This window comes from Pantoea sp. K16, assembly GCF_048452805.1.
Classification (GTDB): Bacteria; Pseudomonadota; Gammaproteobacteria; order Enterobacterales; family Enterobacteriaceae; genus Pantoea; species Pantoea agglomerans.
On sequence record NZ_JBLWNV010000003.1, the window covers coordinates 328,756 to 350,811 of the forward strand.

The 22,056-nt window shown below is 53.8% G+C and carries 20 protein-coding genes and 2 tRNA genes; 15 read left to right on the plus strand and 7 right to left on the minus strand.

Features of this window, described 5'->3' with window-relative positions; all coding sequences use genetic code 11:
* Positions 1 to 15 precede the first annotated feature (15 nt).
* The 5 genes from ACK13D_RS05995 to xthA all read left to right on the plus strand — a co-directional run bounded on the left by ACK13D_RS05995 (position 16) and on the right by xthA (position 2,694).
* On the plus strand, positions 16 to 471 hold the full coding sequence (locus ACK13D_RS05995; RefSeq protein WP_256844641.1) for a YchJ family protein: 456 nt from the start codon (positions 16 to 18) through the stop codon (positions 469 to 471).
* 56 nt (positions 472 to 527) lie between these two features.
* Positions 528 to 1,376, plus strand: coding sequence for a formyltetrahydrofolate deformylase (purU, locus tag ACK13D_RS06000; RefSeq protein WP_003852258.1), 849 nt, complete (start codon positions 528 to 530; stop codon positions 1,374 to 1,376).
* A gap of 144 nt (positions 1,377 to 1,520) precedes the next feature.
* Positions 1,521 to 1,605, plus strand: a tRNA-Tyr gene (locus ACK13D_RS06005).
* A gap of 38 nt (positions 1,606 to 1,643) precedes the next feature.
* Positions 1,644 to 1,728, plus strand: a tRNA-Tyr gene (locus ACK13D_RS06010).
* A gap of 159 nt (positions 1,729 to 1,887) precedes the next feature.
* Positions 1,888 to 2,694 carry an exodeoxyribonuclease III gene (xthA, locus tag ACK13D_RS06015; RefSeq protein ID WP_010260640.1) on the plus strand — a complete coding sequence of 269 codons (807 nt, stop codon included), beginning with the start codon at positions 1,888 to 1,890 and terminating at the stop codon, positions 2,692 to 2,694.
* A 33-nt stretch (positions 2,695 to 2,727) separates the two neighbouring features.
* On the opposite strand, the gene ACK13D_RS06020 is transcribed toward xthA, so the two are convergent.
* The 3 genes from ACK13D_RS06020 to ACK13D_RS06030 all read right to left on the minus strand — a co-directional run bounded on the left by ACK13D_RS06020 (position 2,728) and on the right by ACK13D_RS06030 (position 5,701).
* Positions 2,728 to 3,039, minus strand: coding sequence for a DUF1496 domain-containing protein (locus ACK13D_RS06020; protein WP_010670267.1), 312 nt, complete (start codon positions 3,037 to 3,039; stop codon positions 2,728 to 2,730).
* Entirely contained in the window at positions 3,036 to 4,952 is a 1,917-nt protein-coding gene (locus ACK13D_RS06025; RefSeq protein ID WP_163851736.1) for a DNA topoisomerase III, read from the minus strand. Before ACK13D_RS06025 ends, ACK13D_RS06020 begins: the two co-directional genes overlap by 4 nt.
* A gap of 197 nt (positions 4,953 to 5,149) precedes the next feature.
* Positions 5,150 to 5,701: an NAD(P)H nitroreductase gene (locus ACK13D_RS06030; RefSeq protein WP_010260634.1), complete on the minus strand. Its 552-nt coding sequence runs from the start codon at positions 5,699 to 5,701 to the stop codon at positions 5,150 to 5,152.
* 173 nt (positions 5,702 to 5,874) lie between these two features.
* On the opposite strand from ACK13D_RS06030, the gene sppA reads away from it, so the two are divergent.
* The 3 genes from sppA (at position 5,875) to pncA (ending at position 9,461) form a co-directional block, all read left to right on the plus strand.
* A complete protein-coding gene (sppA, locus tag ACK13D_RS06035) occupies positions 5,875 to 7,737 on the plus strand; it encodes a signal peptide peptidase SppA (protein ID WP_418795923.1) in 1,863 nt (620 codons plus the stop codon).
* Positions 7,738 to 7,822: 85 nt separating this feature from the next.
* Entirely contained in the window at positions 7,823 to 8,836 is a 1,014-nt protein-coding gene (gene ansA, locus ACK13D_RS06040) for an asparaginase (protein WP_033787679.1), read from the plus strand.
* Positions 8,837 to 8,852: 16 nt separating this feature from the next.
* On the plus strand, positions 8,853 to 9,461 hold the full coding sequence (gene pncA / locus ACK13D_RS06045) for a bifunctional nicotinamidase/pyrazinamidase (protein WP_010260626.1): 609 nt from the start codon (positions 8,853 to 8,855) through the stop codon (positions 9,459 to 9,461).
* 29 nt (positions 9,462 to 9,490) lie between these two features.
* Here pncA and ACK13D_RS06050 read toward each other — a convergent pair whose 3' ends face one another.
* Positions 9,491 to 9,772, minus strand: coding sequence for a YeaC family protein (locus ACK13D_RS06050; RefSeq protein ID WP_003852750.1), 282 nt, complete (start codon positions 9,770 to 9,772; stop codon positions 9,491 to 9,493).
* A gap of 5 nt (positions 9,773 to 9,777) precedes the next feature.
* A complete protein-coding gene (gene msrB / locus ACK13D_RS06055; protein WP_010670269.1) occupies positions 9,778 to 10,188 on the minus strand; it encodes a peptide-methionine (R)-S-oxide reductase MsrB in 411 nt (136 codons plus the stop codon).
* 341 nt (positions 10,189 to 10,529) lie between these two features.
* Here msrB and gapA point away from each other — a divergent pair, with 341 nt between their 5' ends.
* Complete coding sequence (gene gapA / locus ACK13D_RS06060) at positions 10,530 to 11,528, plus strand: glyceraldehyde-3-phosphate dehydrogenase (protein ID WP_003852747.1); 999 nt, start codon at positions 10,530 to 10,532, stop codon at positions 11,526 to 11,528.
* A gap of 74 nt (positions 11,529 to 11,602) precedes the next feature.
* Positions 11,603 to 12,502, plus strand: a complete 900-nt coding sequence (locus ACK13D_RS06065) for a D-hexose-6-phosphate mutarotase (protein ID WP_122888819.1) — start codon at positions 11,603 to 11,605, stop codon at positions 12,500 to 12,502.
* Here ACK13D_RS06065 and ACK13D_RS06070 read toward each other — a convergent pair.
* Positions 12,499 to 13,350 (minus strand): aldo/keto reductase, encoded by an 852-nt coding sequence (locus ACK13D_RS06070; RefSeq protein ID WP_418795926.1) that lies wholly within the window; start codon positions 13,348 to 13,350, stop codon positions 12,499 to 12,501. The two genes, ACK13D_RS06065 and ACK13D_RS06070, sit on opposite strands and share 4 nt — an antisense overlap.
* A gap of 72 nt (positions 13,351 to 13,422) precedes the next feature.
* Positions 13,423 to 14,172: a MipA/OmpV family protein gene (locus ACK13D_RS06075; RefSeq protein ID WP_010260609.1), complete on the minus strand. Its 750-nt coding sequence runs from the start codon at positions 14,170 to 14,172 to the stop codon at positions 13,423 to 13,425.
* 420 nt (positions 14,173 to 14,592) lie between these two features.
* Here ACK13D_RS06075 and yeaG point away from each other — a divergent pair, with 420 nt between their 5' ends.
* From yeaG to wbaP, 5 genes are all read left to right on the plus strand, one after another.
* Positions 14,593 to 16,527, plus strand: a complete 1,935-nt coding sequence (yeaG, locus tag ACK13D_RS06080) for a protein kinase YeaG (RefSeq protein WP_010260606.1) — start codon at positions 14,593 to 14,595, stop codon at positions 16,525 to 16,527.
* A gap of 89 nt (positions 16,528 to 16,616) precedes the next feature.
* Complete coding sequence (locus tag ACK13D_RS06085) at positions 16,617 to 17,891, plus strand: YeaH/YhbH family protein (protein WP_061901390.1); 1,275 nt, start codon at positions 16,617 to 16,619, stop codon at positions 17,889 to 17,891.
* A gap of 248 nt (positions 17,892 to 18,139) precedes the next feature.
* Positions 18,140 to 19,867 (plus strand): potassium/proton antiporter, encoded by a 1,728-nt coding sequence (locus ACK13D_RS06090; RefSeq protein WP_132498747.1) that lies wholly within the window; start codon positions 18,140 to 18,142, stop codon positions 19,865 to 19,867.
* A 78-nt stretch (positions 19,868 to 19,945) separates the two neighbouring features.
* Positions 19,946 to 20,179 (plus strand): DUF1480 family protein, encoded by a 234-nt coding sequence (locus tag ACK13D_RS06095; protein ID WP_010260598.1) that lies wholly within the window; start codon positions 19,946 to 19,948, stop codon positions 20,177 to 20,179.
* Positions 20,180 to 20,556: 377 nt separating this feature from the next.
* Entirely contained in the window at positions 20,557 to 22,023 is a 1,467-nt protein-coding gene (wbaP, locus tag ACK13D_RS06100; RefSeq protein WP_346450099.1) for an undecaprenyl-phosphate galactose phosphotransferase WbaP, read from the plus strand.
* The last annotated feature ends 33 nt before the right edge of the window (positions 22,024 to 22,056 follow it).

Below are 22,056 nucleotides of genomic sequence, written 5' to 3' on the forward strand. Positions count from 1 at the left end.
TTCCCGGGAGATAATGTGTCAGAAACCTGCCCATGTTGTAGCGGAGAGCAGTATAGCGTATGTTGCGAGCCCTTTCTTCAGGGTAACCAGATTCCTGTTACAGCTGAACAACTTATGCGATCCCGTTATTGCGCTTATGTTCAGCATAATGCGGACTATCTGGTTGCGACCTGGCATCCTGAGAAGCGTCATCCGGCGCTGTCAGGGCTTTTATCTGAAAGTTTTCCAGGAACCGACTGGCTCAGCCTGAATGTAACCCGTTGTAATCATGGAAGCCATGAGAACGAAGCTTTCGTTACCTTTTTTGCGCGATACCGCGAGAAAACCAACATTCAGGCCATTCATGAATGTTCACGCTTTCTTCACGAGGATCAACGCTGGTACTATGTTGACGGTACAGCACCGCCCGTGGGGCGTAACGATCGCTGCCCGTGTGGCAGTGAAAAAAAATACAAAAAATGTTGTGGTTAAGCTGACGGCTACCCCAGCGGTTTTACCCCTAATGCTTTGACAGGACTCTGATTGAGATGCAAGCGCAAACCATGCAAAGAAAAGTTTTACGAACCATTTGTCCCGATGCAAAAGGTCTGATCGCCAAAATCACCAATATTTGTTACAAGCACGAACTTAATATCGTGCAGAACAATGAGTTTGTTGATCATCGCACCGGGCGTTTTTTCATGCGTACCGAACTGGAAGGGATCTTCAACGACAACACCCTGCTCGCCGACCTCGACAGCGCCCTGCCCCAGGGTTCAGTCCGGGAACTGCACAGCGCCGGTCGTCGCCGCGTGGTGATTCTGGTCACTAAAGAGGCGCATTGCCTGGGCGATCTGTTAATGAAGAGCGCGTTTGGCGGCCTGGATATGGAAATTGCGGCGGTAGTGGGTAACCACGACACCCTGCGTTCGCTGGTTGAGCGTTTTGACATTCCGTTTGTGCTGGTGAGCCATGAGGGACTGACGCGGGAAGAGCACGATAACCGCATGGTGGAAGAGATTGACCGCTATCAGCCCGATTACGTGGTGCTGGCGAAATATATGCGCGTCCTGACGCCCGCCTTTGTGCAGCGTTATCCGAACCAGATTATCAATATTCACCACTCCTTCCTGCCCGCCTTTATCGGTGCCCGTCCCTATCATCAGGCTTATGAACGTGGCGTGAAGATCATCGGTGCCACCGCGCACTATGTGAACGACAATCTCGATGAAGGCCCAATCATCATGCAGGATGTGATAAACGTTGATCACAGCTACACCGCCGATGAGATGATGCGCGCCGGTCGCGACGTAGAAAAGAATGTCCTGAGCAACGCACTGTATAAAGTGCTGGGGCAGCGCGTGTTTGTTTACGGCAACCGCACGATTATTCTTTAATCAGCCAGTGCGCTGAATTGTCTGCAGATTCAGCGCTACGCGTAAAAAGTGGGCAAACAGTTGCGGTTTTGCCAGTGGGCGCTTTACACCCTTATCGCATTTGGTATGATGCGCCCCGCTTTAAGAGAGAAAGATTCAGGCCATGGTGGGATTCCCGAGCGGCCAAAGGGAGCAGACTGTAAATCTGCCGTCACAGACTTCGAAGGTTCGAATCCTTCTCCCACCACCATCTGAATCTGAATCATCTTAAGCCACATCACTATCCCAGGTGGGATTCCCGAGCGGCCAAAGGGAGCAGACTGTAAATCTGCCGTCACAGACTTCGAAGGTTCGAATCCTTCTCCCACCACCATCTCGTATGTTGCACATCATCCCCAAAATAATACCTAAGCTTCCTGTTCGCCCCCACACTCCTGCCCGCTTTCACACAATCTCAGCCTGTTCCGCCATGACTTTTTCAGCAAAAATCGCTACCATCTCCGCCTGACATTTCTGAACAACGGTCGATCTCATGAAATTTGTTTCATTTAACATCAATGGGTTGCGTGCCCGCCCGCATCAGCTTCAGGCACTTGTCGAACAGCATCAGCCCGATGTTATCGGTCTGCAGGAAACCAAGGTCCATGACGACATGTTCCCGCTGGAAGAGGTGTCAAAGCTCGGCTATCACGTCTTCTATCATGGACAGAAAGGTCACTACGGCGTTGCCCTGTTAACCAAAGCTGAGCCAGTGTCAGTGAGCCGGGGTTTCCCGGGTGATGACGAAGAATCCCAGCGCCGCCTGATCATCGCGGAACTTCCCAGCCCGATTGGCGACATCACGGTAATTAACGGCTATTTTCCGCAGGGCGAGAGCCGCGACCATCCCACCAAGTTTCCGGCTAAAGAGAAATTCTATCGCGATCTGCAACGTCTGCTGACCGAGGATCTGCCTGCTGATAAGCCGGTTCTGATTATGGGCGACATGAATATCAGCAGCACCGATCGGGATATTGGTATTGGTGAGGAGAGCCGCAAGCGCTGGCTGCGCACCGGCAAATGCTCCTTCCTGCCGGAAGAGCGCGAGTGGATGGACCGCCTGCTGGGCTGGGGACTGGTTGATACCTGGCGTGAGCACAATCCGGAGGTTGCGGATCGCTTCTCCTGGTTCGATTACCGTTCGAAAGGGTTTGATGATAATCGCGGGTTACGCATCGATCTGGTGCTGGCGAGCAAAACCCTGGCGTCGCACTGCGTTGAGACCGGCATTGATTATGAGATCCGGGGCATGGAAAAACCGTCTGACCACGCGCCCATCTGGTCAACCTTCCGCTTTTAACTGACGGTCGCGTGGCAGAGCGCCACGCGACGGCTATTTCACTATTTTCCAGATCAGGTTATTGGTGCCGATGGAGTGTTCATCACGGGTACATTGCAGCAACACCCCCTCTGATTTCACCACCGCGCCTTCCGTGTAGTTACGGTTCTCAAAGATACAGCAGCGGAGACAGTCTGGCTGACGTCTCTCTGCCTGTGTCCATGCCTCGGGTGGCATATCCACCACGACATCGGTGTTACCACCGTTGCTGCCCTGCTGTGGCATCGACTGATAACGACTGTTGGCCTGCGCCACGCTGGTCGCCAGCGACAGGGCCACGAGCAGTAATACTGAATAACGCCTCATTCCGTCTCCTTCACTTTACGCCTGGTTTTGCGCACCGGACGTTTCTGTCCGGTGGACGGTAATCCCCGAAATGCATGCGCCGCAGGCTGCTGTCGCGCCTGCTGGATCAGACCGGTTAAGGTCTGCACCAGCGGCTGCATGAATTCATCATAGCGGCAGGCCTTTTCGCTGATACGCGTCAGTGTCGATTCCCACTGCGCCGTCATATCCGGGCGTGCTGCCAGATCGGGCAGGGAGTGAATCAGGGCGCGTCCGGCATCCGTAGAATTGATATAGCGGCCCTTCTTCACCAGGAAGCCACGACGAAACAGTAATTCGATAATGCCGGCGCGTGTGGCTTCCGTTCCTAAACCATCGGTCGCACGCAGTACTTTCTTTAATTCTTTATCCTGAACGAAACGGGCAATGCCGGTCATTGCAGAAAGAATGGTGGCATCGGTAAACGGGCGTGGCGGCTGGGTTTGCTTCGCCAGCACCTCTCCGCGCTCACACAGCAGCTCATCCCCTTTCGCTACCACCGGCAACGGCATGCCGTCGTTCTCTTCATCACGCTCTTTGTTGCCCAGCAGCGCACGCCACCCCGCTTCCGCCAGGAAGCGCGCTTTCGCCACGAATTTTCCGCCGGCAATATCGAGATCGATGACACATTTGCGGAATACCGCATCCGGGCAGAACTGCATCAGATACTGGCGCGCCACCAGTTCATAGATATGCTGCTCGTTTTCACTGAGTTTCACCGCGCTGGCACGGGCCGTTGGAATAATGGCGTGGTGGGCATCCACTTTTTTATCATCCCAGCAACGATTTCTGCGATCGGCATCGAAATCTGCCGGTGGGGTCAGCTGTGACTGATGCGCCTGTATCGCCTTTAACACCGCATGACGACCGGCAAAATGCTCTTCAGGCAGATAGCGGCTGTCCGAACGGGGATAGGTAATCAGTTTGTGGGTTTCGTAAAGCCGCTGGCAGGTATCCAGCACCGTCTGCGCACTCAGCCCGTAACGTTTAGCGGCCTCAATCTGCAGGCTGGATAAGGAAAAGGGCAGCGGCGCCACCTCATTTTCGCGTTTATCGCTGTAAGCAGTGACGATCGCCGGCTGGCCCGTAATACGCGCCACCACATGCTCCGCCAGCGCGCGTTTGAGCAGGCGGCCCTCTTCATCCTGCCACGGTTCACAGGCTTCACTGGGGACCCAGCTGGCGATAAATCGGGCGCCGTCAGGCGTGAGGATGTGCGCTTTCACTTCGAAGTAATCTTTCGGCACGAAGTTCTCGATCTCTTCATCGCGCCGGACCACCAGCCCAAGTACCGGCGTCTGCACCCGGCCCACCGACAGTACGCCATCATAGCCTGCATTGCGTCCCAGCAGCGTCCAGGCGCGGGTCATGTTAATGCCATAGAGCCAGTCCGCCCGGGCGCGGGCCAGCGCCGAGACGCACAACGGAATAAACTCGCGATTTTCACGCAGGCGGTTTACTGCCCGGTCCACCGCCTGAGGATTGAGATCGTTAATCAGACAGCGCTGCACCTTGCTGCGTTTTTCAGCCGGCAGGTTCAGGTAGTCGAGCACCTCATCCACCAGCAACTGCCCTTCCCGATCCGGGTCACCGGCGTGCACCACTTCATTCGCCTGCGCCAGCAAGCCCTCAACCACTTTCAGTTGCTTAGCGACCGAGGGACGCGGTTTTAGCTGCCATTTTTCCGGAATGATGGGTAAATCCGCCAGCGACCAGCGCGCATAACGGCTGTCATAACTGTCGGGTTGCGCCTGCTCCAGAAGATGGCCTACACACCAGGTGACGATCTGATCGTTGCCGCAGGCGATGAATCCATCACCGCGTCGATGCGGTTTCGGCAGCACATCTGCGATAGCACGCCCCAGGCTCGGTTTTTCCGCAATAAACAAACGCATTGAATCAGGTAATCCTTAACATCAGGGGGAACGCAGTGATAACCGGTTGTCCGCTGTCGGTTTGAATACTGGGGCTATGTTAGCCTGGCAGGCCCGCTGGCGTAAGTGTGATGCGCGGCGTTAGCGATCGTTCGCACAGGAACCGTGCAAAAAGCAGGGCTGAAATGCACCCTGCCGGAACCGGACAAGCATTGTAGTCAGAAGTAACGGACGAAAGGCGCCGTGTCAGGTGGGAGCACCGTGGTGCTGGATTTCAGTTGCGGGGTGCCCAGATAGAGAAAGCCGACGATAGCATCCTGTTCGCGGCAGCCAAACCCCTGGCGTACCTGCTCGTCATCGGTCCAGGGACCACTGCGCCAGATACCGTTGTAACCCTGAGCGACGGCCGCCATCTGCATGGCCATCACTGCACAGCTTGCCGAGGCGATCTGCTCCCAGCGCGGCACTTTGTGGTGCGCTTCACAATGTGCCACCACCGTAATGATCATCGGTGCCCGAAAAGGTGACTGGCTCGCTTTGTTAATCGCCTTTTCATCCAGCTGTTTATCGCGTGCTGCCTGCTCCAGCAGCTGGCTCAGCCGGTCGCGACCCTCATTTTCCACAATGATAAAGCGCCAGGGTTGCAGCGTGCCGTGATCCGGGGCGCGCATACCAGCCCGCAGGATATTTTCCAGTGCGTCACCCGCAGGTGCCGGCTCAGTCAGGCGTGAGGCCGAACGTCGGTTGACCAGTAACTCCAGTGCGTCCATGTTTCTCTCCCGATCTCTGTAATGTTGCAGTTATCCTGGCACAGGCAGATTTTTTGTAACAGTGCGCAGTGATTTCCTGCTGACTTTTAACACGCCGCTCTTTAGGATGAGCTCGTCGGGGAAGTCTGGTCCGCGCGGCGGCCACTTCCTGCTACATATTTATGGAGAGTCTGATGCGCACATTGTGGCGAATAATTGCAGGTCTGTTCCGCTGGAGCTGGCGGGTACTGAATTTTATCAGGGAATTTATTCTGAATATTTTCCTGATTTTGTTGATTGTTGTGGGTGTAGGGATCTGGCTGCAGGTCAGCGGGTCGGGCGGCAGTTCAGCGCCGATTCAGCAAGGCGCACTGAAAGTGGATCTCAGCGGCGTGCTGGTGGATAAACCGTCGGTAAGCAATCGTCTGAGCAAAATTGGCCGCCAGCTGCTGGGTGCCAGCAGTGATCGTTTACAGGAAAATTCGCTGTTTGATGTGGTCGACGCTATTCGTCAGGCAAAAGATGACAGCAACATTAAAGGCATGGTGCTCGATTTACGCGAATTTGCCGGTGGCGATCAGCCTTCACTGCAATATGTGGGTAAAGCGCTGCGCGAATTCCGCGACAGCGGCAAGCCGATTTATGCACTGGGCGACAGCTACAGCCAGGCGCAGTATTACCTTGCCAGCTACGCCACCAAAATCTATCTGTCACCACAGGGCACCGTAGATCTGCATGGTTTCGCCACCAACGGACTCTATTACAAAACCCTGCTGGAGAAGCTGAAAGTCACCTCACACGTCTTCCGTGTCGGGACCTACAAATCAGCGGTTGAGCCGTTCCTGCGTGACGACATGTCCCCTGCCGCACGGGATGCAGACAGCCGCTGGGTCGGTCAGCTGTGGCAGAACTACCTGAACACCATGGCAGCGAACCGCCAGATTACGCCGGAGCAACTCTTCCCCGGTGCTGCTGCGATTATTGCCGGATTAAACGCCGTGAAAGGCGATACCGCGCAATATGCGCTGGATAACAAGCTGGTCGATGCCCTGGGTTCACGTGCGGCAGCCGATCAGGAGCTGGTAAAAACCTTTGGTCTGGATAAGCAGAGCAACGATTACCGTAGCGTCAGCATCTATGACTACAGCGTGAAAACCACCTCCACGCAGCAGGATGGCAACATCGCGGTAGTCATGGCCAGCGGTGCCATCATGGATGGTGAAGAGACGCCGGGCAACGTCGGTAGCGACACGACGGCGGCGCAGATCCGCGATGCGCGTCTCGATCCGAAAATCAAAGCGATTATTCTGCGGGTGAATAGCCCGGGTGGCAGCGTCACCGCCTCGGAAGCGATTCGTGAAGAGCTGGCGGCAGCGCAGGCGGCCGGTAAGCCGATTGTGGTCTCGATGGGAGGCATGGCGGCGTCTGGCGGTTACTGGATCTCAACCCCTGCCAGCTACATTGTGGCGAACCCCAGCACGCTGACTGGCTCGATTGGCATCTTCGGCGTGATCAATACGCTGGAGAACAGCCTGGACAGTATTGGCGTGCACACAGACGGTGTTGCGACCTCACCGCTGGCGGATATCTCAACCACCAAAGCGCTGCCAACGGAAGTTCAGCAACTGATGCAGCTGACCATCGAAAATGGCTACCGCAACTTTGTCGGTCTGGTGGCGAAGTCACGTCACAAAACCCCAGAGCAGATTGATGCCATTGCACAGGGCCACGTCTGGACCGGCAGCGATGCGAAAGCCAATGGTCTGGTTGATGCATTGGGTGACTTCGATGATGCCGTGAAGAAGGCGGGCGAGCTGGCGAAAGTCAGTAATCCGCAGCTGAGCTGGTATCAGGATGACCCGAGCTTCCTGGATATGATGCTGAGCCAGATGAACGCGTCGGTGCAGGCTGTCCTGCCTGATACGCTGAAAGCCTGGCTGCCAGCACCGATGCTGGATGTGATGAGTGCTATGAAAGCCCAGCCTGGTCTGTTCGACAAGCAGAACGATCCTCAGAACCGTTATGCATTCTGCCTGAACTGCGGCGAAGTGCGATAAACCTCGCAGCCCGGCCGCTGGTCGGGCTGCTTTTCCCCGCTATTCCCCTTATACTGCGCGTTTTATGGCGAGTCTGAGTTCTCTAATGCAAAAGAAAAACATCTACGTAGCCTACACTGGCGGGACGATCGGTATGCAGCGTTCGGCGCAGGGTTATATTCCCGTCTCCGGACACCTGCAGCAACAGCTGGCTAACATGCCGGAGTTCCACCGCCCTGAGATGCCTGATTTCACCATTCATGAGTATCAGCCGCTGATCGACTCTTCCGACATGACCCCGCAGGACTGGCACTCTATCGCAGAAGATATCCGTCAGAACTATGATCGCTATGATGGTTTTGTGATCCTGCATGGCACCGACACCATGGCATTTACCGCCTCAGCACTCTCCTTTATGCTGGAAAATCTGGCCAAGCCGGTTATCGTCACGGGCTCGCAGATTCCGTTAGCGGAATTACGTTCAGATGGTCAGCAGAATCTCTTAAATTCGCTCTATGTGGCGGCCAACTATCCGATCAGCGAAGTGTCGCTGTTTTTCAATAACACGCTCTATCGCGGTAACCGGACCACCAAGGCACATGCAGACGGCTTCAACGCCTTTGCTTCGCCCAACCTCTCTGCGCTGCTGGAAGCGGGCATTCATATTCGTCGCCTCAATACACCGCCTGCCCCAGCCGGTCAGGGTGAACTGAAGGTTCACACCATTACGCCTCAGCCCATCGGTGTGGTCACCATCTATCCCGGCATTTCAGCCGACGTTGTGCGTAACTTTCTGCGTCAGCCAGTCAAAGCATTGATCCTGCGCTCCTATGGTGTGGGTAATGCACCGCAGAACAAGGAATTTCTGGCAGAATTGCAGCAGGCCAGCGAGCGTGGCATCGTGGTGGTAAATCTCACCCAGTGTATTTCCGGCAAAGTGAATATGGGCGGATACGCTACCGGCAATGCGCTGGAACATGCTGGTGTCATCAGCGGATTTGACCTCACCGTGGAAGCGGCGCTGACAAAGCTACACTTTTTACTCAGCCAGGATCTTTCGGCCGATCAAATCCGAGCCAGAATGCAGCAGAATTTGCGCGGCGAACTGACTGAAGACTGAAACGGAGCGATATGTAATGAAGCGGGCACTCATCATTATTGATATTCAGAACGATTTTTGCCCCGGCGGCCCGATGGCAGTCCATGAGGGTGACCATACGGTCGAGGTGGCGAATCGTTATGCGCGACTGTTCCGTGAAAACGGTGAATGCGTACTGGCGCTGCAGGACTGGCATCCGGCCGATCACGGCAGTTTTGCCTCGGTTTCCGGCGAACCGGTTTACACGCTGGGCGAGTTAAATGGTCTGGCCCAGATCTGGTGGCCCGATCACGGCATTCAGGGCTCGACTGGCGCTGATTTTCATCCAGGTCTGGATCGCTCACTGTTCGATGCGACGTTCCATAAGGGCCAGGATCAGGATGTCGACAGCTATAGCGCCTTTTTCGACAATGGCCATCGCCGTAAGACCGAGCTGGACAGCTGGCTGCGTGAGCGTGGGATCACCCATCTGGTGATGCTGGGGCTGGCGACGGATTACTGCGTAAAATATAGCGTGCTGGATGCGCTGGAGCTGGGATACCACGTTGAGGTGGTTAAAGAGGGCTGCCGCGGCGTCAATCTGAATCCCGAAGACAGTGAAATTGCCTTTGCCCAGATGACGGCTCAGGGCGCAATTCTGATTTAAAATGGAGCTGGCATGACGCCAGCTTTTTTTTAATGCAGATGGATGCGGGTCACGTCAGGGTCAATTCCAAACTCTTCTTTGAGCTCTTTTTTCGACTTCATCACCATTTCGCCACCTTTGCCGATGGTCATGTGCTGGGGCGCGTCGTTGTGCCGCGCCTGCCACATCATGACCAGCTGCAGGCAATTGTCGCGCTGCTCCTGGGTCAGTGCCACGCCATCCGGCCATTTACCAATCTCAACCGCCGTGGCAAGACGCTGATAGACTTCAGGCGTCATCGATGCAAGCATTGCTTCAAGCTGTTCCTTCATCGCCATTACCCTTTGGTCTGTTCGCCCTGCTCGTCGGTGAAATTCAGCGAGGCGGAGTTAACACAATAGCGTTCGCCGGTCGGCTGCGGGCCGTCAGGGAAGACATGTCCCAGGTGCGCATCGCAACTGCCACAGCGGATCTCAATACGCTGCATGCCGTGTGAATCATCTTCAATATAGCGAATCGCATCATCACTGACCGGCTGGTAGAAACTGGGCCAGCCACAGCCAGAGTCATACTTCGTCTCAGAGAGAAAAAGTGGCGCCTCACAGATCAGACAGTGGTAGATCCCTTCCTGCTTGTTGTGCAGCAGTGCGCCGCTGTAAGGCGGTTCCGTTCCGCGTTGCTGAGTGACGTAGCGTTGCATTTCAGTCAACTGTGCAATTTTTGCTTCGGGTGCGGTGTCTTTAGCCATTTTAGGATTCCGGGCAGTGCCATTCTGAAAAATTCGACTATTATTCTAACAAATGATCAACATAACCCGGGTCTTTTTTTGTGCTCACCCTTTCAGCCTGCTCTCTGCTAAGCGGATTTGTGACATCGATCACCTTTTATCCGGAGCATCCCTATATATTCGGCGATTGATTCAACGAAGCGCGATATCATTGGCGGCGCGCAAGCGGTTGCGCATCGAATAATTCCTCTCAGGCGAATTGATTTGTCGCAACAATTGACACGATTCCGCTTGACGCCTGGTAAGGTTTTTGTAATTTTACAGGCAACCTTTTATTCACTAACCAATAGCTGGTGGAATATATGACTATCAAAGTAGGTATCAACGGTTTCGGCCGTATCGGTCGCATCGTTTTCCGTGCTGCTCAAAAGCGTTCTGACATCGAAATCGTTGCTATCAACGACCTGCTGGACGCGGATTACATGGCGTACATGCTGAAGTATGACTCTACTCACGGTCGTTTCGACGGCACAGTAGAAGTTCAGGATGGCGCACTGGTGGTTAACGGTAAAAAAATCCGTGTTACCGCTGAACGTGATCCGGCCAACCTGAAGTGGGATGAAGTGGGCGTTGACGTTGTTGCTGAAGCAACCGGTATCTTCCTGACCGACGAAACCGCGCGTAAACACATCACCGCAGGTGCTAAGAAAGTCGTTCTGACCGGTCCATCTAAAGATGACACCCCAATGTTTGTTCGTGGTGCAAACTTCGACAAATATGATGGCCAGGATATCGTGTCTAACGCATCCTGTACCACTAACTGCCTGGCACCGCTGGCAAAAGTGATCAACGACAAGTTTGGCATCGTTGAAGGTCTGATGACGACCGTTCACGCCACCACTGCTACCCAGAAAACCGTTGATGGCCCTTCTCATAAAGACTGGCGCGGCGGCCGCGGCGCATCGCAGAACATCATTCCTTCATCAACTGGCGCAGCTAAAGCCGTTGGTAAAGTTCTGCCAGAGCTGAACGGCAAACTGACCGGTATGGCATTCCGCGTACCAACCCCTAACGTTTCCGTTGTTGACCTGACCGTGCGTCTGGAAAAAGCGGCTTCTTACAAAGAAATCTGTGCTGCAATTAAAGCGGCTGCAGAAGGTGAGATGAAAGACGTTCTGGGCTACGTTGAAGATGACGTGGTTTCTACCGACTTCAACGGCGAAATCCTGACTTCAGTGTTTGACGCTAAAGCCGGTATCGCGCTGAACGACAACTTTGTGAAACTGGTTTCCTGGTACGACAACGAAACTGGCTACTCAAACAAAGTTCTCGACCTGATTGCACTGGTTTCTGCTAAATAAGGCAGTCAGACATCATTGAGAATAAGGGCGACTTCGGTCGCCCTTTTTTTGATCCGCACAGGAAGGAATCGAACATGCAAGATAAACTGTTTTCTCTGCCGGTGGTCACGCAGATCTCCCCTTACCTCACCCAGCGCCAGATAGGTGAACTCCCCGCCATTGTTGTGAGTCACCCTAAAGTGCGGGCAGCCATTACGCTTCAGGGCGCGCACCTCATCGCCTGGCAACCCAGCGGCGAAAAGCCGGTACTCTGGCTGAGTGATAAGAGTCTCTTTGCACCGGGTAAGGCGATTCGTGGCGGCGTTCCGATCTGCTGGCCGTGGTTCGGCCCGGCGGGCGAACCGGCACACGGCTTTGCGCGGGTTCAGCCGTGGAAGCTCACGGCGCATGATGAAAATGAAGATGGCGTCATGCTGACGCTGGTGCTGGAGAGCAACCCTCAGACGCTGAAGCTCTGGCCGCATGAATTCACCCTGATTGCCCGCTTCCGGCTGGGCCAGCATTGTGAGATTGAGCTGGAAGCCTATGGTGACTTTGAAGCGACGGCGGCTCTGCACAGCTACTTTACCGTCAGCGACATCAACGGTGTGGAAGTCTCGGGTCTGGGCAATAGCTATATCGACAAAGTGAATAACGGCGAGGTGGCCAGCAGCGACGGCAAACAGCGTTATCCTGGACGCATCGACCGTATCTTTACCGCAGCAGAAGATTGTTCAGTGATTAATGATACTGCGGGAGAACGGCAGATCGAGGTGTACCACCATCATCATAGTGACGTTGTCACGTGGAATCCGGGTGTGGAACTCTCCTGCAGCATGACGGATATGGCGAATGAGGGCTATAAGACCATGGTCTGTGTGGAGACGGCGCGTATCAGCAAACCGTTACGCAGCGCGGGAGAAAAACCGGCACGACTGGCCACGACGTTCCGTCTCAAAAAGAAAGCCGCAGCCAGCGACAACGTTAACGGCTAAACAATATCCAGCGGCAACTTATGCTGTGGCGCTGGCCAGGCGCGATCGATGAGCTGCAAATCCTCATCGGTCAGTTCCACCTCCAGCGTCGCCGCATTATCCTGAACGTGGGCCACTGAACTGGCTTTAGGAATGGCAATCACTCCTGGCTGACGAATCACCCAGGCCAGCAGCAATTGCGCCACGCTGATGCCCTTCTGCTGTGCAATCTGAGTCAGCTGAGGATCGGTAAAGAGTGAGTCACGTAGCCGTCCGGCCTGGGCCAGCGGACAGTAAGCCATGACCGGTACGCCACGCTGCTGACATGCCGGCAGCAGATCAAATTCAATGCCGCGTGAAGCCAGATGATAGAGCACCTGATTGGTCGCGCAGGCCTCGCCCTTCTCTTCATCCCACAGTTCGGCCATATCATCGGTGTCAAAATTCGATACGCCCCAGTGACGAATTTTGCCCTGCTGCTGCAGGCGTTCCATCGCGCGCAGTGTCTCTTCCAGCGGAATATTGCCGCGCCAGTGCAACAGGTAGAGATCGAGATAATCGGTTTGCAGACGTTGCAGGCTGCGCTCACAGGCTGCAATGGCATCCACTTCGCCCGCATTCCACGGATAAACTTTGGAGACCAGCAGCGCCCGGTCGCGACGGCCCAGCAGTGCCTGCCCGACCACCTCTTCGGCTCCGCCATCTGCATACATTTCGGCGGTATCGATAAGCTTCAAGCCGCACTCAAGACCCGCCTGCAATGCAGCGACTTCATCAGCACGCTGCGCCGGGTTTTCACCCATATACCAGGTGCCCTGACCGATCACCGGCAGATCGCCAAAACCGGCAAAGTTAATCGTGTTACGCATTCTGCTCTCCCGCCCCATTCTGAGGCCCTGTAAAAGAACAGAGGGCAATAAATGCCCTCTTTTGGTGCGTTATCAGAAGGTATAGCTGACACCCGTCCAGATTAACGCCTGCCCGCTTTTATCAATCATCGGGCTGTCTTTGATTTCGCTGTCGAAACGGATATAACGCCCCATAACGCTGGCATTCCACTGCGGCGCAATCTGATAGCTGGCGCTCAGTTCCACATAAGGTGACCAGCTGTCATCCGGGTTGTAACGGCTGATGCCGGTACGGGCGCTTTCATGCCCGGATACCCCATAGTAATAACGGTTTTGATTGGCGCTGTTCCATGTGGCCCCGATGCCCGGCGTCAGGCTGAAGTCACCCATCTGGAAGCGATAGAGGTATGTCAGGTCCCAGATCATCCCATTGCTGTTATTGAGCACATCCCCCAGCAATGAGGTACGGACAATCCCCCAGTCAGCGGTGTGACGATAGGTTGCGCCACCCATCAGCGTCATGCGGCGTTTATCCAGCCCTTTCATGTCGCCCAGGTCGTTGTCGCTGGGTTTGTACTCCTGCGGTGAACCCAGCAGCGTCAGTGACAGCTGGTTCTGAGGATCTTTCCACAGGTAGTAGCCGCCCTGCAGGCTGCGGAACCAGAAGTCTTCACCCTCGTAATTGATAACCGGAAGCGGGATATACCGGTCCTGGCCGCCGCGATAAGGTGAATCGGCATAGATGACCGATGCGCCAATGGAAAGCGGTGCGGCATTCGCGTGCGTGGCCAGTAAATAACAGGGCAGAAGTGCAACAAGCGTCTTAAATTTGAATTGGTTCACAATTTATTCATTCCATAAATATAACAATCAAACAGGAAGTCTAACGTTTTTTCACGGCTGGATTAACTTATATCGAAATCCTTTAAGTGACTGATCGATGAAAGTGGCATTAAAGGTTAAAAACACGTTAAGTTAAAGCATCACCCATAAGAACGCATCTCACAACAGACCCGCTGTACAGTTGATCTTCCCCTCATTAACCCAAACCCGTGGAGGAAATTTCCTAGAAGCCATCTACAGTTAGAAGTAACAGCAGACATTTTGTACGAGCAGAGTAACCACAAAAGTTGTGTATCCCGATAAGAAAGATCAGGTTGGCATAAGGGTTGCTGTACTCAACAGAGAATATCTTCCGGGAGCTGCTATAAGCCTCTAATTACGCTCCTTACCTGTGCTAAAAACGAAAGGACGGGCATCGCTATGAATATATTCGATCACTATCGTCAGCGTTATGAAGCTGCCAAGGACGAAGAGTTCACACTGCAGGAATTTCTTGCTATCTGTAAGCAGGATCGCAGTGCATACGCCAACGCTGCAGAGCGACTGTTAATGGCTATCGGAGAGCCGGTAATGGTCGATACTGCTCAGGAGCCACGCCTTTCCAGAATATTCTCCAACCGTGTGATGGGACGCTATCCGGCGTTCGAGGAGTTTTACGGCATGGAGGAAGCGATTGAACAGATCGTCTCCTACCTGAAACATGCCGCTCAGGGACTGGAAGAGAAGAAACAGATCCTCTATTTACTGGGGCCGGTAGGTGGCGGTAAATCCTCACTGGCGGAACGGCTTAAGTCGCTGATGCAGCGGGTACCCATCTATGTACTGAGCGCCGACGGGGAACGCAGCCCGGTTAATGACCACCCTCTCTGCCTGTTTAACCCGCAGGAAGATGCGCATATTCTCGAAAAAGAGTATGGCGTGCCGCGCCGTTATCTCGGCACGATCATGTCGCCGTGGGCCGCTAAGCGACTGCACGACTTTGGCGGCGATATCTCGCGTTTCAAAGTGGTGAAAGTCTGGCCGTCGATCCTGGAACAGCTGGCGATTGCCAAAACTGAACCGGGTGATGAGAACAACCAGGATATCTCTGCGCTGGTCGGTAAAGTGGATATCCGTAAACTGGAAAACCACGCGCAAAACGATCCTGATGCTTACGGTTACTCCGGCGCACTCTGCCGTGCCAACCAGGGCATCATGGAATTCGTTGAGATGTTCAAAGCGCCTATCAAGGTGCTGCACCCCTTACTGACGGCGACGCAGGAAGGGAACTACAACGGCACCGAGGGGATTTCGGCGCTGCCGTTTAACGGCATTATTCTGGCGCACTCCAACGAATCAGAGTGGGTGACGTTCCGTAATAACAAGAATAATGAGGCGTTCCTTGACCGTGTCTATATCGTCAAGGTGCCCTACTGCCTGCGGGTCTCTGAAGAGATCAAAATCTACGACAAGTTACTTAATCACAGTGAGCTGGCGACCTCGCCCTGCGCACCGGGTACGCTGGAAACGCTGGCACGCTTCTCTATCCTGTCACGTCTCAAGGATCCGGATAACTCCAGCATCTATTCCAAAATGCGGGTCTACGATGGTGAAAGCCTGAAAGATACCGACCCTAAGGCGAAGTCATGGCAGGAGTATCATGATTACGCCGGTGTGGATGAGGGGATGAACGGCCTTTCAACCCGCTTTGCCTTTAAGATTCTGTCGCGGGTATTTAACTTTGACCACGCCGAAGTGGCGGCCAACCCGGTGCACCTGTTCTATGTACTGGAGCAGCAGATTGAGCGCGAACAGTTCCCACAGGATCAGGCCGAGAAATACCTTGAGCACCTCAAAGGCTATCTGATCCCCAAATATGCTGAGTTTATCGGCAAAGAGATTCAGACCGCCTATCTGGAATCTTACTCTGAATATGGTCAGAACATCTTTGACCGCTATGTGACCTATGCCGACTTCTGGATTCAGGATCAGGAGTATCGCGATCCCGATACCGGACAGCTGTTTGATCGTGAATCGCTCAACGCGGAACTGGAGAAAATCGAGAAGCCCGCTGGCATCAGTAACCCGAAAGATTTCCGTAATGAGATCGTCAACTTCGTGCTGCGCGCCAGGGCACACAATAACGGCCGCAACCCGAACTGGACCAGTTACGAGAAATTACGCACCGTGATCGAGAAGAAAATGTTCTCAAATACGGAAGAGTTGCTGCCGGTGATTTCGTTTAATACCAAGACCTCTACCGATGAGCAGAAAAAGCATGATGATTTTGTCGATCGCATGATGGAAAAAGGCTATACCCGCAAACAGGTTCGCCTGCTGTGTGAATGGTATTTGCGTGTGCGTAAATCGTCCTGATAAGAGTCTGTAAGCTTGCCGGTAAGTGATACCGGTCTGACAAGGTCGGGTTTGCCCGGCCTGCTTACAATGTAGTTTGGGGGAATACCATGGCCTATTTCATCGATCGCCGACTTAACGGCAAAAACAAGAGCGCGGTAAACCGCCAGCGCTTCTTGCGCCGTTATAAGTCGCAAATTAAGCAGTCGATCTCCGAGGCCATCAATAAACGCTCGGTGACCGATGTAAGCAGCGGTGAGTCTGTCTCTATCCCGATTGACGACATCAATGAGCCAATTTTCCATCAGGGACGCGGCGGCAACCGCCATCGGGTCCATCCGGGCAACGATCATTTTGTGCAGAATGACCGGGTCGAGCGCCCGCAGGGTGGCGGTGGCGGCGGCAGTGGCCAGGGCAATGCCAGTCAGGATGGTGAAGGTCAGGATGAATTTGTCTTTCAGATATCGAAAGATGAATATCTGGACCTGCTGTTTGAAGATCTCGCCCTGCCTAACCTGCGCCGGAACCAGCATCGTCAGTTGAATGAGTATAAGACCCACCGTGCCGGCTTCACCTCCAACGGTGTGCCTGCCAATATCAGCGTCGTACGTTCGTTGCAGAACTCGCTGGCGCGTCGTACGGCGATGACGGCGGGTAAACGCCGGATGCTGCACGAACTGGAAGAAACGCTGCTGGAGATTGAGAACTCTGAACCGGCTCAGCTTCTGGAGGAGGAGCGGCTGCGCAAAGAGATCGCCGAGTTGCGGGCGCGTATCGATCGGGTGCCTTTTATCGACACCTTCGACCTGCGCTACAAAAACTTTGAGAAACGGCCGGAGCCTTCCAGCCAGGCAGTGATGTTCTGTCTGATGGATGTATCCGGATCCATGGATCAGGCCACCAAGGATATGGCGAAACGCTTCTATATCCTGCTTTACCTGTTCCTGAGCCGCACCTACAAGAATGTTGATGTGGTTTACATTCGTCATCACACGCAGGCCAAAGAGGTGGATGAACAGGAGTTCTTCTACTCCCAGGAGACCGGTGGCACCATCGTTTCGAGTGCACTGAAACTCATGGATGAGGTGGTGAAAGAGCGCTATGACCCGGCGCAGTGGAACATATATGCTGCGCAGGCGTCGGATGGCGATAACTGGGCCGACGATTCACCGCTCTGTCACGAGATCCTGGCGAAGCATATTCTGCCAGTGGTGCGTTATTACAGTTATATCGAGATTACCCGCCGTGCACATCAGACGCTGTGGCGCGAGTATGAGCATCTGCAGTCGACGTTCGATAACTTTGCTATCGAACACATTCGTGAGCCGGAAGATATCTACCCGGTGTTCCGATCGCTGTTCCATAAACAGGCAACGGAAGCCTGATGCACTAAGCCGGCTCATCGCCGGCTTTTTTTATCTTCAGAATAACCTGCTAAAACAGTCTGTTTTCTGCCGCTTGCCTGCCAACCCCCTCATTCTTCACATTAATCTGATTCCATATGCTGTTAAGCAATTCGTATAATGATCATTTTCACAATGACAACTCCTTGATAAAACATTATCTTTCAGAGATAGCATGGATATTTGTCACCAGTCGCTGCACCGCACTGTCATATCTCAGGAGATCGGGTTTGAACCACACTATTGTCTACAGTCTGTTTATCATCGGTTCCGTGCTGGTCGCATCGAGCATTCTGCTCAGCTCTTTCTCATCCAGACTGGGCATCCCCATTCTGGTGATCTTCCTTGCCCTGGGCATGCTGACCGGGGTTGATGGTATCGGCGGCATCGCCTTTGATAACTATCCGGCGGCTTACTTAATCTCGAACCTGGCGCTGGCGATTATCCTGCTGGATGGCGGCATGCGGACCAAAGCCAGCTCATTTAAAGTTGCCCTGGGGCCAGCGCTGTCGCTGGCGACCGTCGGGGTCATGATTACCGCAGGCTTAACCGGTGTGGTCGCCGCCTGGTTGTTTAACCTGGATATGATGCAGGGCTTCCTGATTGGCGCGATCATCGGCTCCACGGATGCCGCCGCCGTCTTCTCCCTGCTGGGTGACAAAGGTCTGAATGAGCGCGTCAGCTCCACGCTGGAGATTGAATCGGGCAGTAACGATCCGATGGCGGTGTTCCTGACCATTACGCTGATTGAGATGATCGAGCAGGGCCGCAGCGGCCTTGACTGGATGTTCCTGGTGCATCTGGTGCAGCAGTTTGGTCTGGGTATTGTGCTGGGCCTGGGCGGCGGCTGGGCGCTACAGCAGCTGATTAACCGTATCAGTCTGGCCGGTGGGCTCTATCCGCTGCTGGCGTTGAGTGGCGGCATTCTGGTGTTCGCCCTGACCACGGTATTAGAGGGCAGCGGCATCCTGGCGGTCTATCTGTGCGGCTTTTTACTGGGCAACAGGCCGATTCGCAACCGTCACGGCATTCTGCAGACCTTTGACGGCATGGCGTGGCTGAGTCAGATTGGCATGTTCATCGTGCTGGGATTGCTGGTAACCCCGTCTGATTTGTGGCATATCGCGGTTCCGGCGATGATCCTCTCGCTATGGCTGATTCTGGTTGCGCGCCCACTGTCGGTCTTTATTGGTCTGCTGCCGTTTCGCAGTTTTACCACCCGCGAACGCGTCTTTATCAGCTGGGTCGGTTTACGCGGCGCGGTACCGATTATCCTTGCGGTCTTCCCGATGATGGCCGGATTAGAAAACGCGTCGCTCTATTTTAATATCGCCTTCTTTGTGGTGCTGGTCTCCCTGATGTTGCAGGGCACCTCGCTGGGCTTTGCAGCGAAAAAAGCCAAAGTAGTGGTGCCGCCTACCGCATCGCCTATCAGCCGTATCGGTCTGGATATCCACCCCGAAAATCCGTGGGAGCAGTTTGTCTACCAGCTCAGCGCTGACAAGTGGTGCGTCGGCGCCGCACTGCGTGACCTGCAGATGCCGCGTGAGACCCGCATCGCCGCCCTGTTCCGTGACAATGTGCTGATGCATCCGAATGATGGGACGCGTCTCAGGGAGAACGACGTCATCTGCGTGATTGGCCGTGAGCGCGATCTGCCGGCGCTGGGTAAGATGTTCAGCCAGTCGCCGCCGGTTTCCCTCGACCAGCGTTTCTTTGGTGACTTTATTCTGGATGCTGAAGCTCGCCTGCGCGATATTGCGCAGATTTACGGACTGGAACTGGATGAGAACACCAACGATCAGCAGTCGCTGGGACAACTGGTGCTGAGTATGCTGGGCGGCGCGCCGGTGGTTGGCGATCAGGTTGAGTGGAATCAGCTGACGTGGACCGTCGCGGAGAAAGAGGATAACCGTATTGTGAAGATTGGTGTCCGTCCGGCTGAAGAGAAGGAATAATCCTAATCATTCAGCCACGTTATTTTCTGTCGATACGCTAAGCTTAAAAGTCTATGCCAGCAAAAACGGGAGAAATGAATGGGACACGTGGTTAAAATTGGTCGTTATGAGATTGTTGATGCCGATCTTGACAGTGAGAACCTCGACACCGTCAGCATCCCCTGTCACACCAATCCCGGCTTAATTACCCAACTTGATGGCTGGGATCGCGATACCAGCGTTCCGGCATGGATTGACGGAGAACCGGTGGATCTGCAGATTGGTCATTACGATAAACAGCAGGACCGCTGGATTTTAAAAAAACCTGCCTGAGTCCGTTACCACTACCGCCAGTCGTAAGATTTGGCGGTAATTCCTAAAAAGCGTCTTAAACAGTTTGGTTATAACCAACTCCCGCCTTATTTTATCCAGTAAAAACCAAAACTTAGCCATTTAAAACTTTAATCACTTTTGATGTTTTCAGATTTTTTCCGTATTAACTCTGTCAAATAACTCCTGCATACTCATTCTCAATGCTGCAACATTTCGTGAGTACTATCACGCTTTAGCCGTTATCTTTTTTGCAGCTGCACTGGCTTTACTGACTGCAACAGACTGAAAATTATTTTTTAATTTTTCAGAAGCCCACCCCTGAGCGCGTACATGATTCTGGTCAGGCCATCTTTTACTTGAGAAAGAGAGCAGGTTTTATGGCAAGTACATTGATAATGAATAGCCCGAGCCGCTCGTGGAGCGGCACGCGTAAAAATATCATCGTGAAATTCGCCCTGAGCTTTTCCGATCTGATTGCACTTAACCTCGCACTGTTTTTATCTGCCGCGACGATACAGGGTATTTGGGGCGAGCTGGATTCCTTTATTCCACCTCATCAAATTGAATATCGTTTTGTGGCACAGTTTATTATGTCAGTTATGTGTACCGGCTGGTTCTGGGTACGCCTGCGTCACTATACCTATCGCAAACCCTTCTGGTTTGAGCTGAAAGAGATCATTAAAACATTATTTGTTTTCTCGCTGCTCGACCTCGCGTTGATCGCCTTCTCTAAATGGGACTTCTCCCGCATGGTGTGGGTCTTCAGCTGGACATATGCCCTGCTGCTGCTGCCGCTGATGCGTGCTCTGGTTAAACGCGCCATTCACAAGGCGGGTCAGTGGCAGAAAGAGACCATCATTATTGGCTCCGGCAGAAACGCCACCGAAGCTTACGCGGCGCTGCAGAGTGAAGAGATTCTGGGCTACAACGTACAGGCCTTTATCTCGGTCGATGATGTCCCGGCTCAGCAGAGCGTGAATGGCGTGCCGGTGATCACCTGGAAAGATATCAACTGGCAGACCATTGACCGCGACAACGTGCAGTTTATTGTGGCGATGGAGTATGAGCAGCAGCCGATGCGCGATCGCTGGCTGAAATTCCTGTCGAAAATGAACTGCCGTTCAGTTTCAGTGATCCCGACGCTGCGCGGCGTGCCGCTTTACGGCACGGACATGTCCTTTATCTTCAGCCATGAAGTGATGATTCTGCGCGTCAGCAACAACCTGGCGAAACACTCCTCCCGTTTCATGAAGCGCGCCTTTGATATCGTGGTGGCGTCGATGTTGCTGCTGTTCCTCGGCCCAATCTTCGCCCTGCTCTGTTATATGGTAAAACGTGATGGCGGCAATGCCATTTATGGTCACGAGCGTGTGGGCCAGAATGGCAAAAAATTCAAATGTCTGAAATTCCGTTCCATGGTGACCAATTCCAAAGAGGTGCTGGAGAAATTACTGGCAACCAGCGAAGAGGCACGAATTGAGTGGGACAAAGATTTCAAACTGAAGAATGACCCGCGCGTGACCCGGATTGGTAGTTTCCTGCGTAAAACCAGCCTGGACGAGTTGCCGCAGCTGTGGAACGTGATTCGTGGCGAGATGAGCCTGGTTGGCCCGCGTCCGGTGATTGAAGCTGAGCTGGAGCGTTATGCCGGTGATGTCGACTACTACCTGATGGCCAAGCCGGGTATGACCGGTCTGTGGCAGGTCAGCGGACGTAACGATATCGACTATGATACCCGCGTCTATTTTGACTCCTGGTATGTCAAAAACTGGGCGCTCTGGACCGATATTGCGATCCTGTTCAAAACCGCAGGCGTGGTGTTACGCCGCGACGGCGCTTACTAATCAGACCTCTGCGATGCCTGTTTACAGCAGGCA

What these genes read in the sequence shown, in the direction of transcription:
- wbaP (WP_346450099.1), top strand. Translation starts at nt 20,557, where the DNA reads ATGGCAAGTACATTGATAATGAATAGCCCGAGCCGCTCGTGGAGCGGC.
- ACK13D_RS06030 (WP_010260634.1), bottom strand. Translation starts at nt 5,701, where the DNA reads ATGGACGCACTGGAGTTACTGGTCAACCGACGTTCGGCCTCACGCCTG.
- pncA (WP_010260626.1), top strand. Translation starts at nt 8,853, where the DNA reads ATGAAGCGGGCACTCATCATTATTGATATTCAGAACGATTTTTGCCCC.
- yeaG (WP_010260606.1), top strand. Translation starts at nt 14,593, where the DNA reads ATGAATATATTCGATCACTATCGTCAGCGTTATGAAGCTGCCAAGGAC.
- msrB (WP_010670269.1), bottom strand. Translation starts at nt 10,188, where the DNA reads ATGGCTAAAGACACCGCACCCGAAGCAAAAATTGCACAGTTGACTGAA.
- ACK13D_RS06020 (WP_010670267.1), bottom strand. Translation starts at nt 3,039, where the DNA reads ATGAGGCGTTATTCAGTATTACTGCTCGTGGCCCTGTCGCTGGCGACC.
- gapA (WP_003852747.1), top strand. Translation starts at nt 10,530, where the DNA reads ATGACTATCAAAGTAGGTATCAACGGTTTCGGCCGTATCGGTCGCATC.
- ansA (WP_033787679.1), top strand. Translation starts at nt 7,823, where the DNA reads ATGCAAAAGAAAAACATCTACGTAGCCTACACTGGCGGGACGATCGGT.
- ACK13D_RS06085 (WP_061901390.1), top strand. Translation starts at nt 16,617, where the DNA reads ATGGCCTATTTCATCGATCGCCGACTTAACGGCAAAAACAAGAGCGCG.
- purU (WP_003852258.1), top strand. Translation starts at nt 528, where the DNA reads ATGCAAGCGCAAACCATGCAAAGAAAAGTTTTACGAACCATTTGTCCC.
- ACK13D_RS06095 (WP_010260598.1), top strand. Translation starts at nt 19,946, where the DNA reads ATGGGACACGTGGTTAAAATTGGTCGTTATGAGATTGTTGATGCCGAT.
- ACK13D_RS06065 (WP_122888819.1), top strand. Translation starts at nt 11,603, where the DNA reads ATGCAAGATAAACTGTTTTCTCTGCCGGTGGTCACGCAGATCTCCCCT.
- ACK13D_RS06025 (WP_163851736.1), bottom strand. Translation starts at nt 4,952, where the DNA reads ATGCGTTTGTTTATTGCGGAAAAACCGAGCCTGGGGCGTGCTATCGCA.
- xthA (WP_010260640.1), top strand. Translation starts at nt 1,888, where the DNA reads ATGAAATTTGTTTCATTTAACATCAATGGGTTGCGTGCCCGCCCGCAT.
- ACK13D_RS06050 (WP_003852750.1), bottom strand. Translation starts at nt 9,772, where the DNA reads ATGAAGGAACAGCTTGAAGCAATGCTTGCATCGATGACGCCTGAAGTC.
- sppA (WP_418795923.1), top strand. Translation starts at nt 5,875, where the DNA reads ATGCGCACATTGTGGCGAATAATTGCAGGTCTGTTCCGCTGGAGCTGG.
- ACK13D_RS06070 (WP_418795926.1), bottom strand. Translation starts at nt 13,350, where the DNA reads ATGCGTAACACGATTAACTTTGCCGGTTTTGGCGATCTGCCGGTGATC.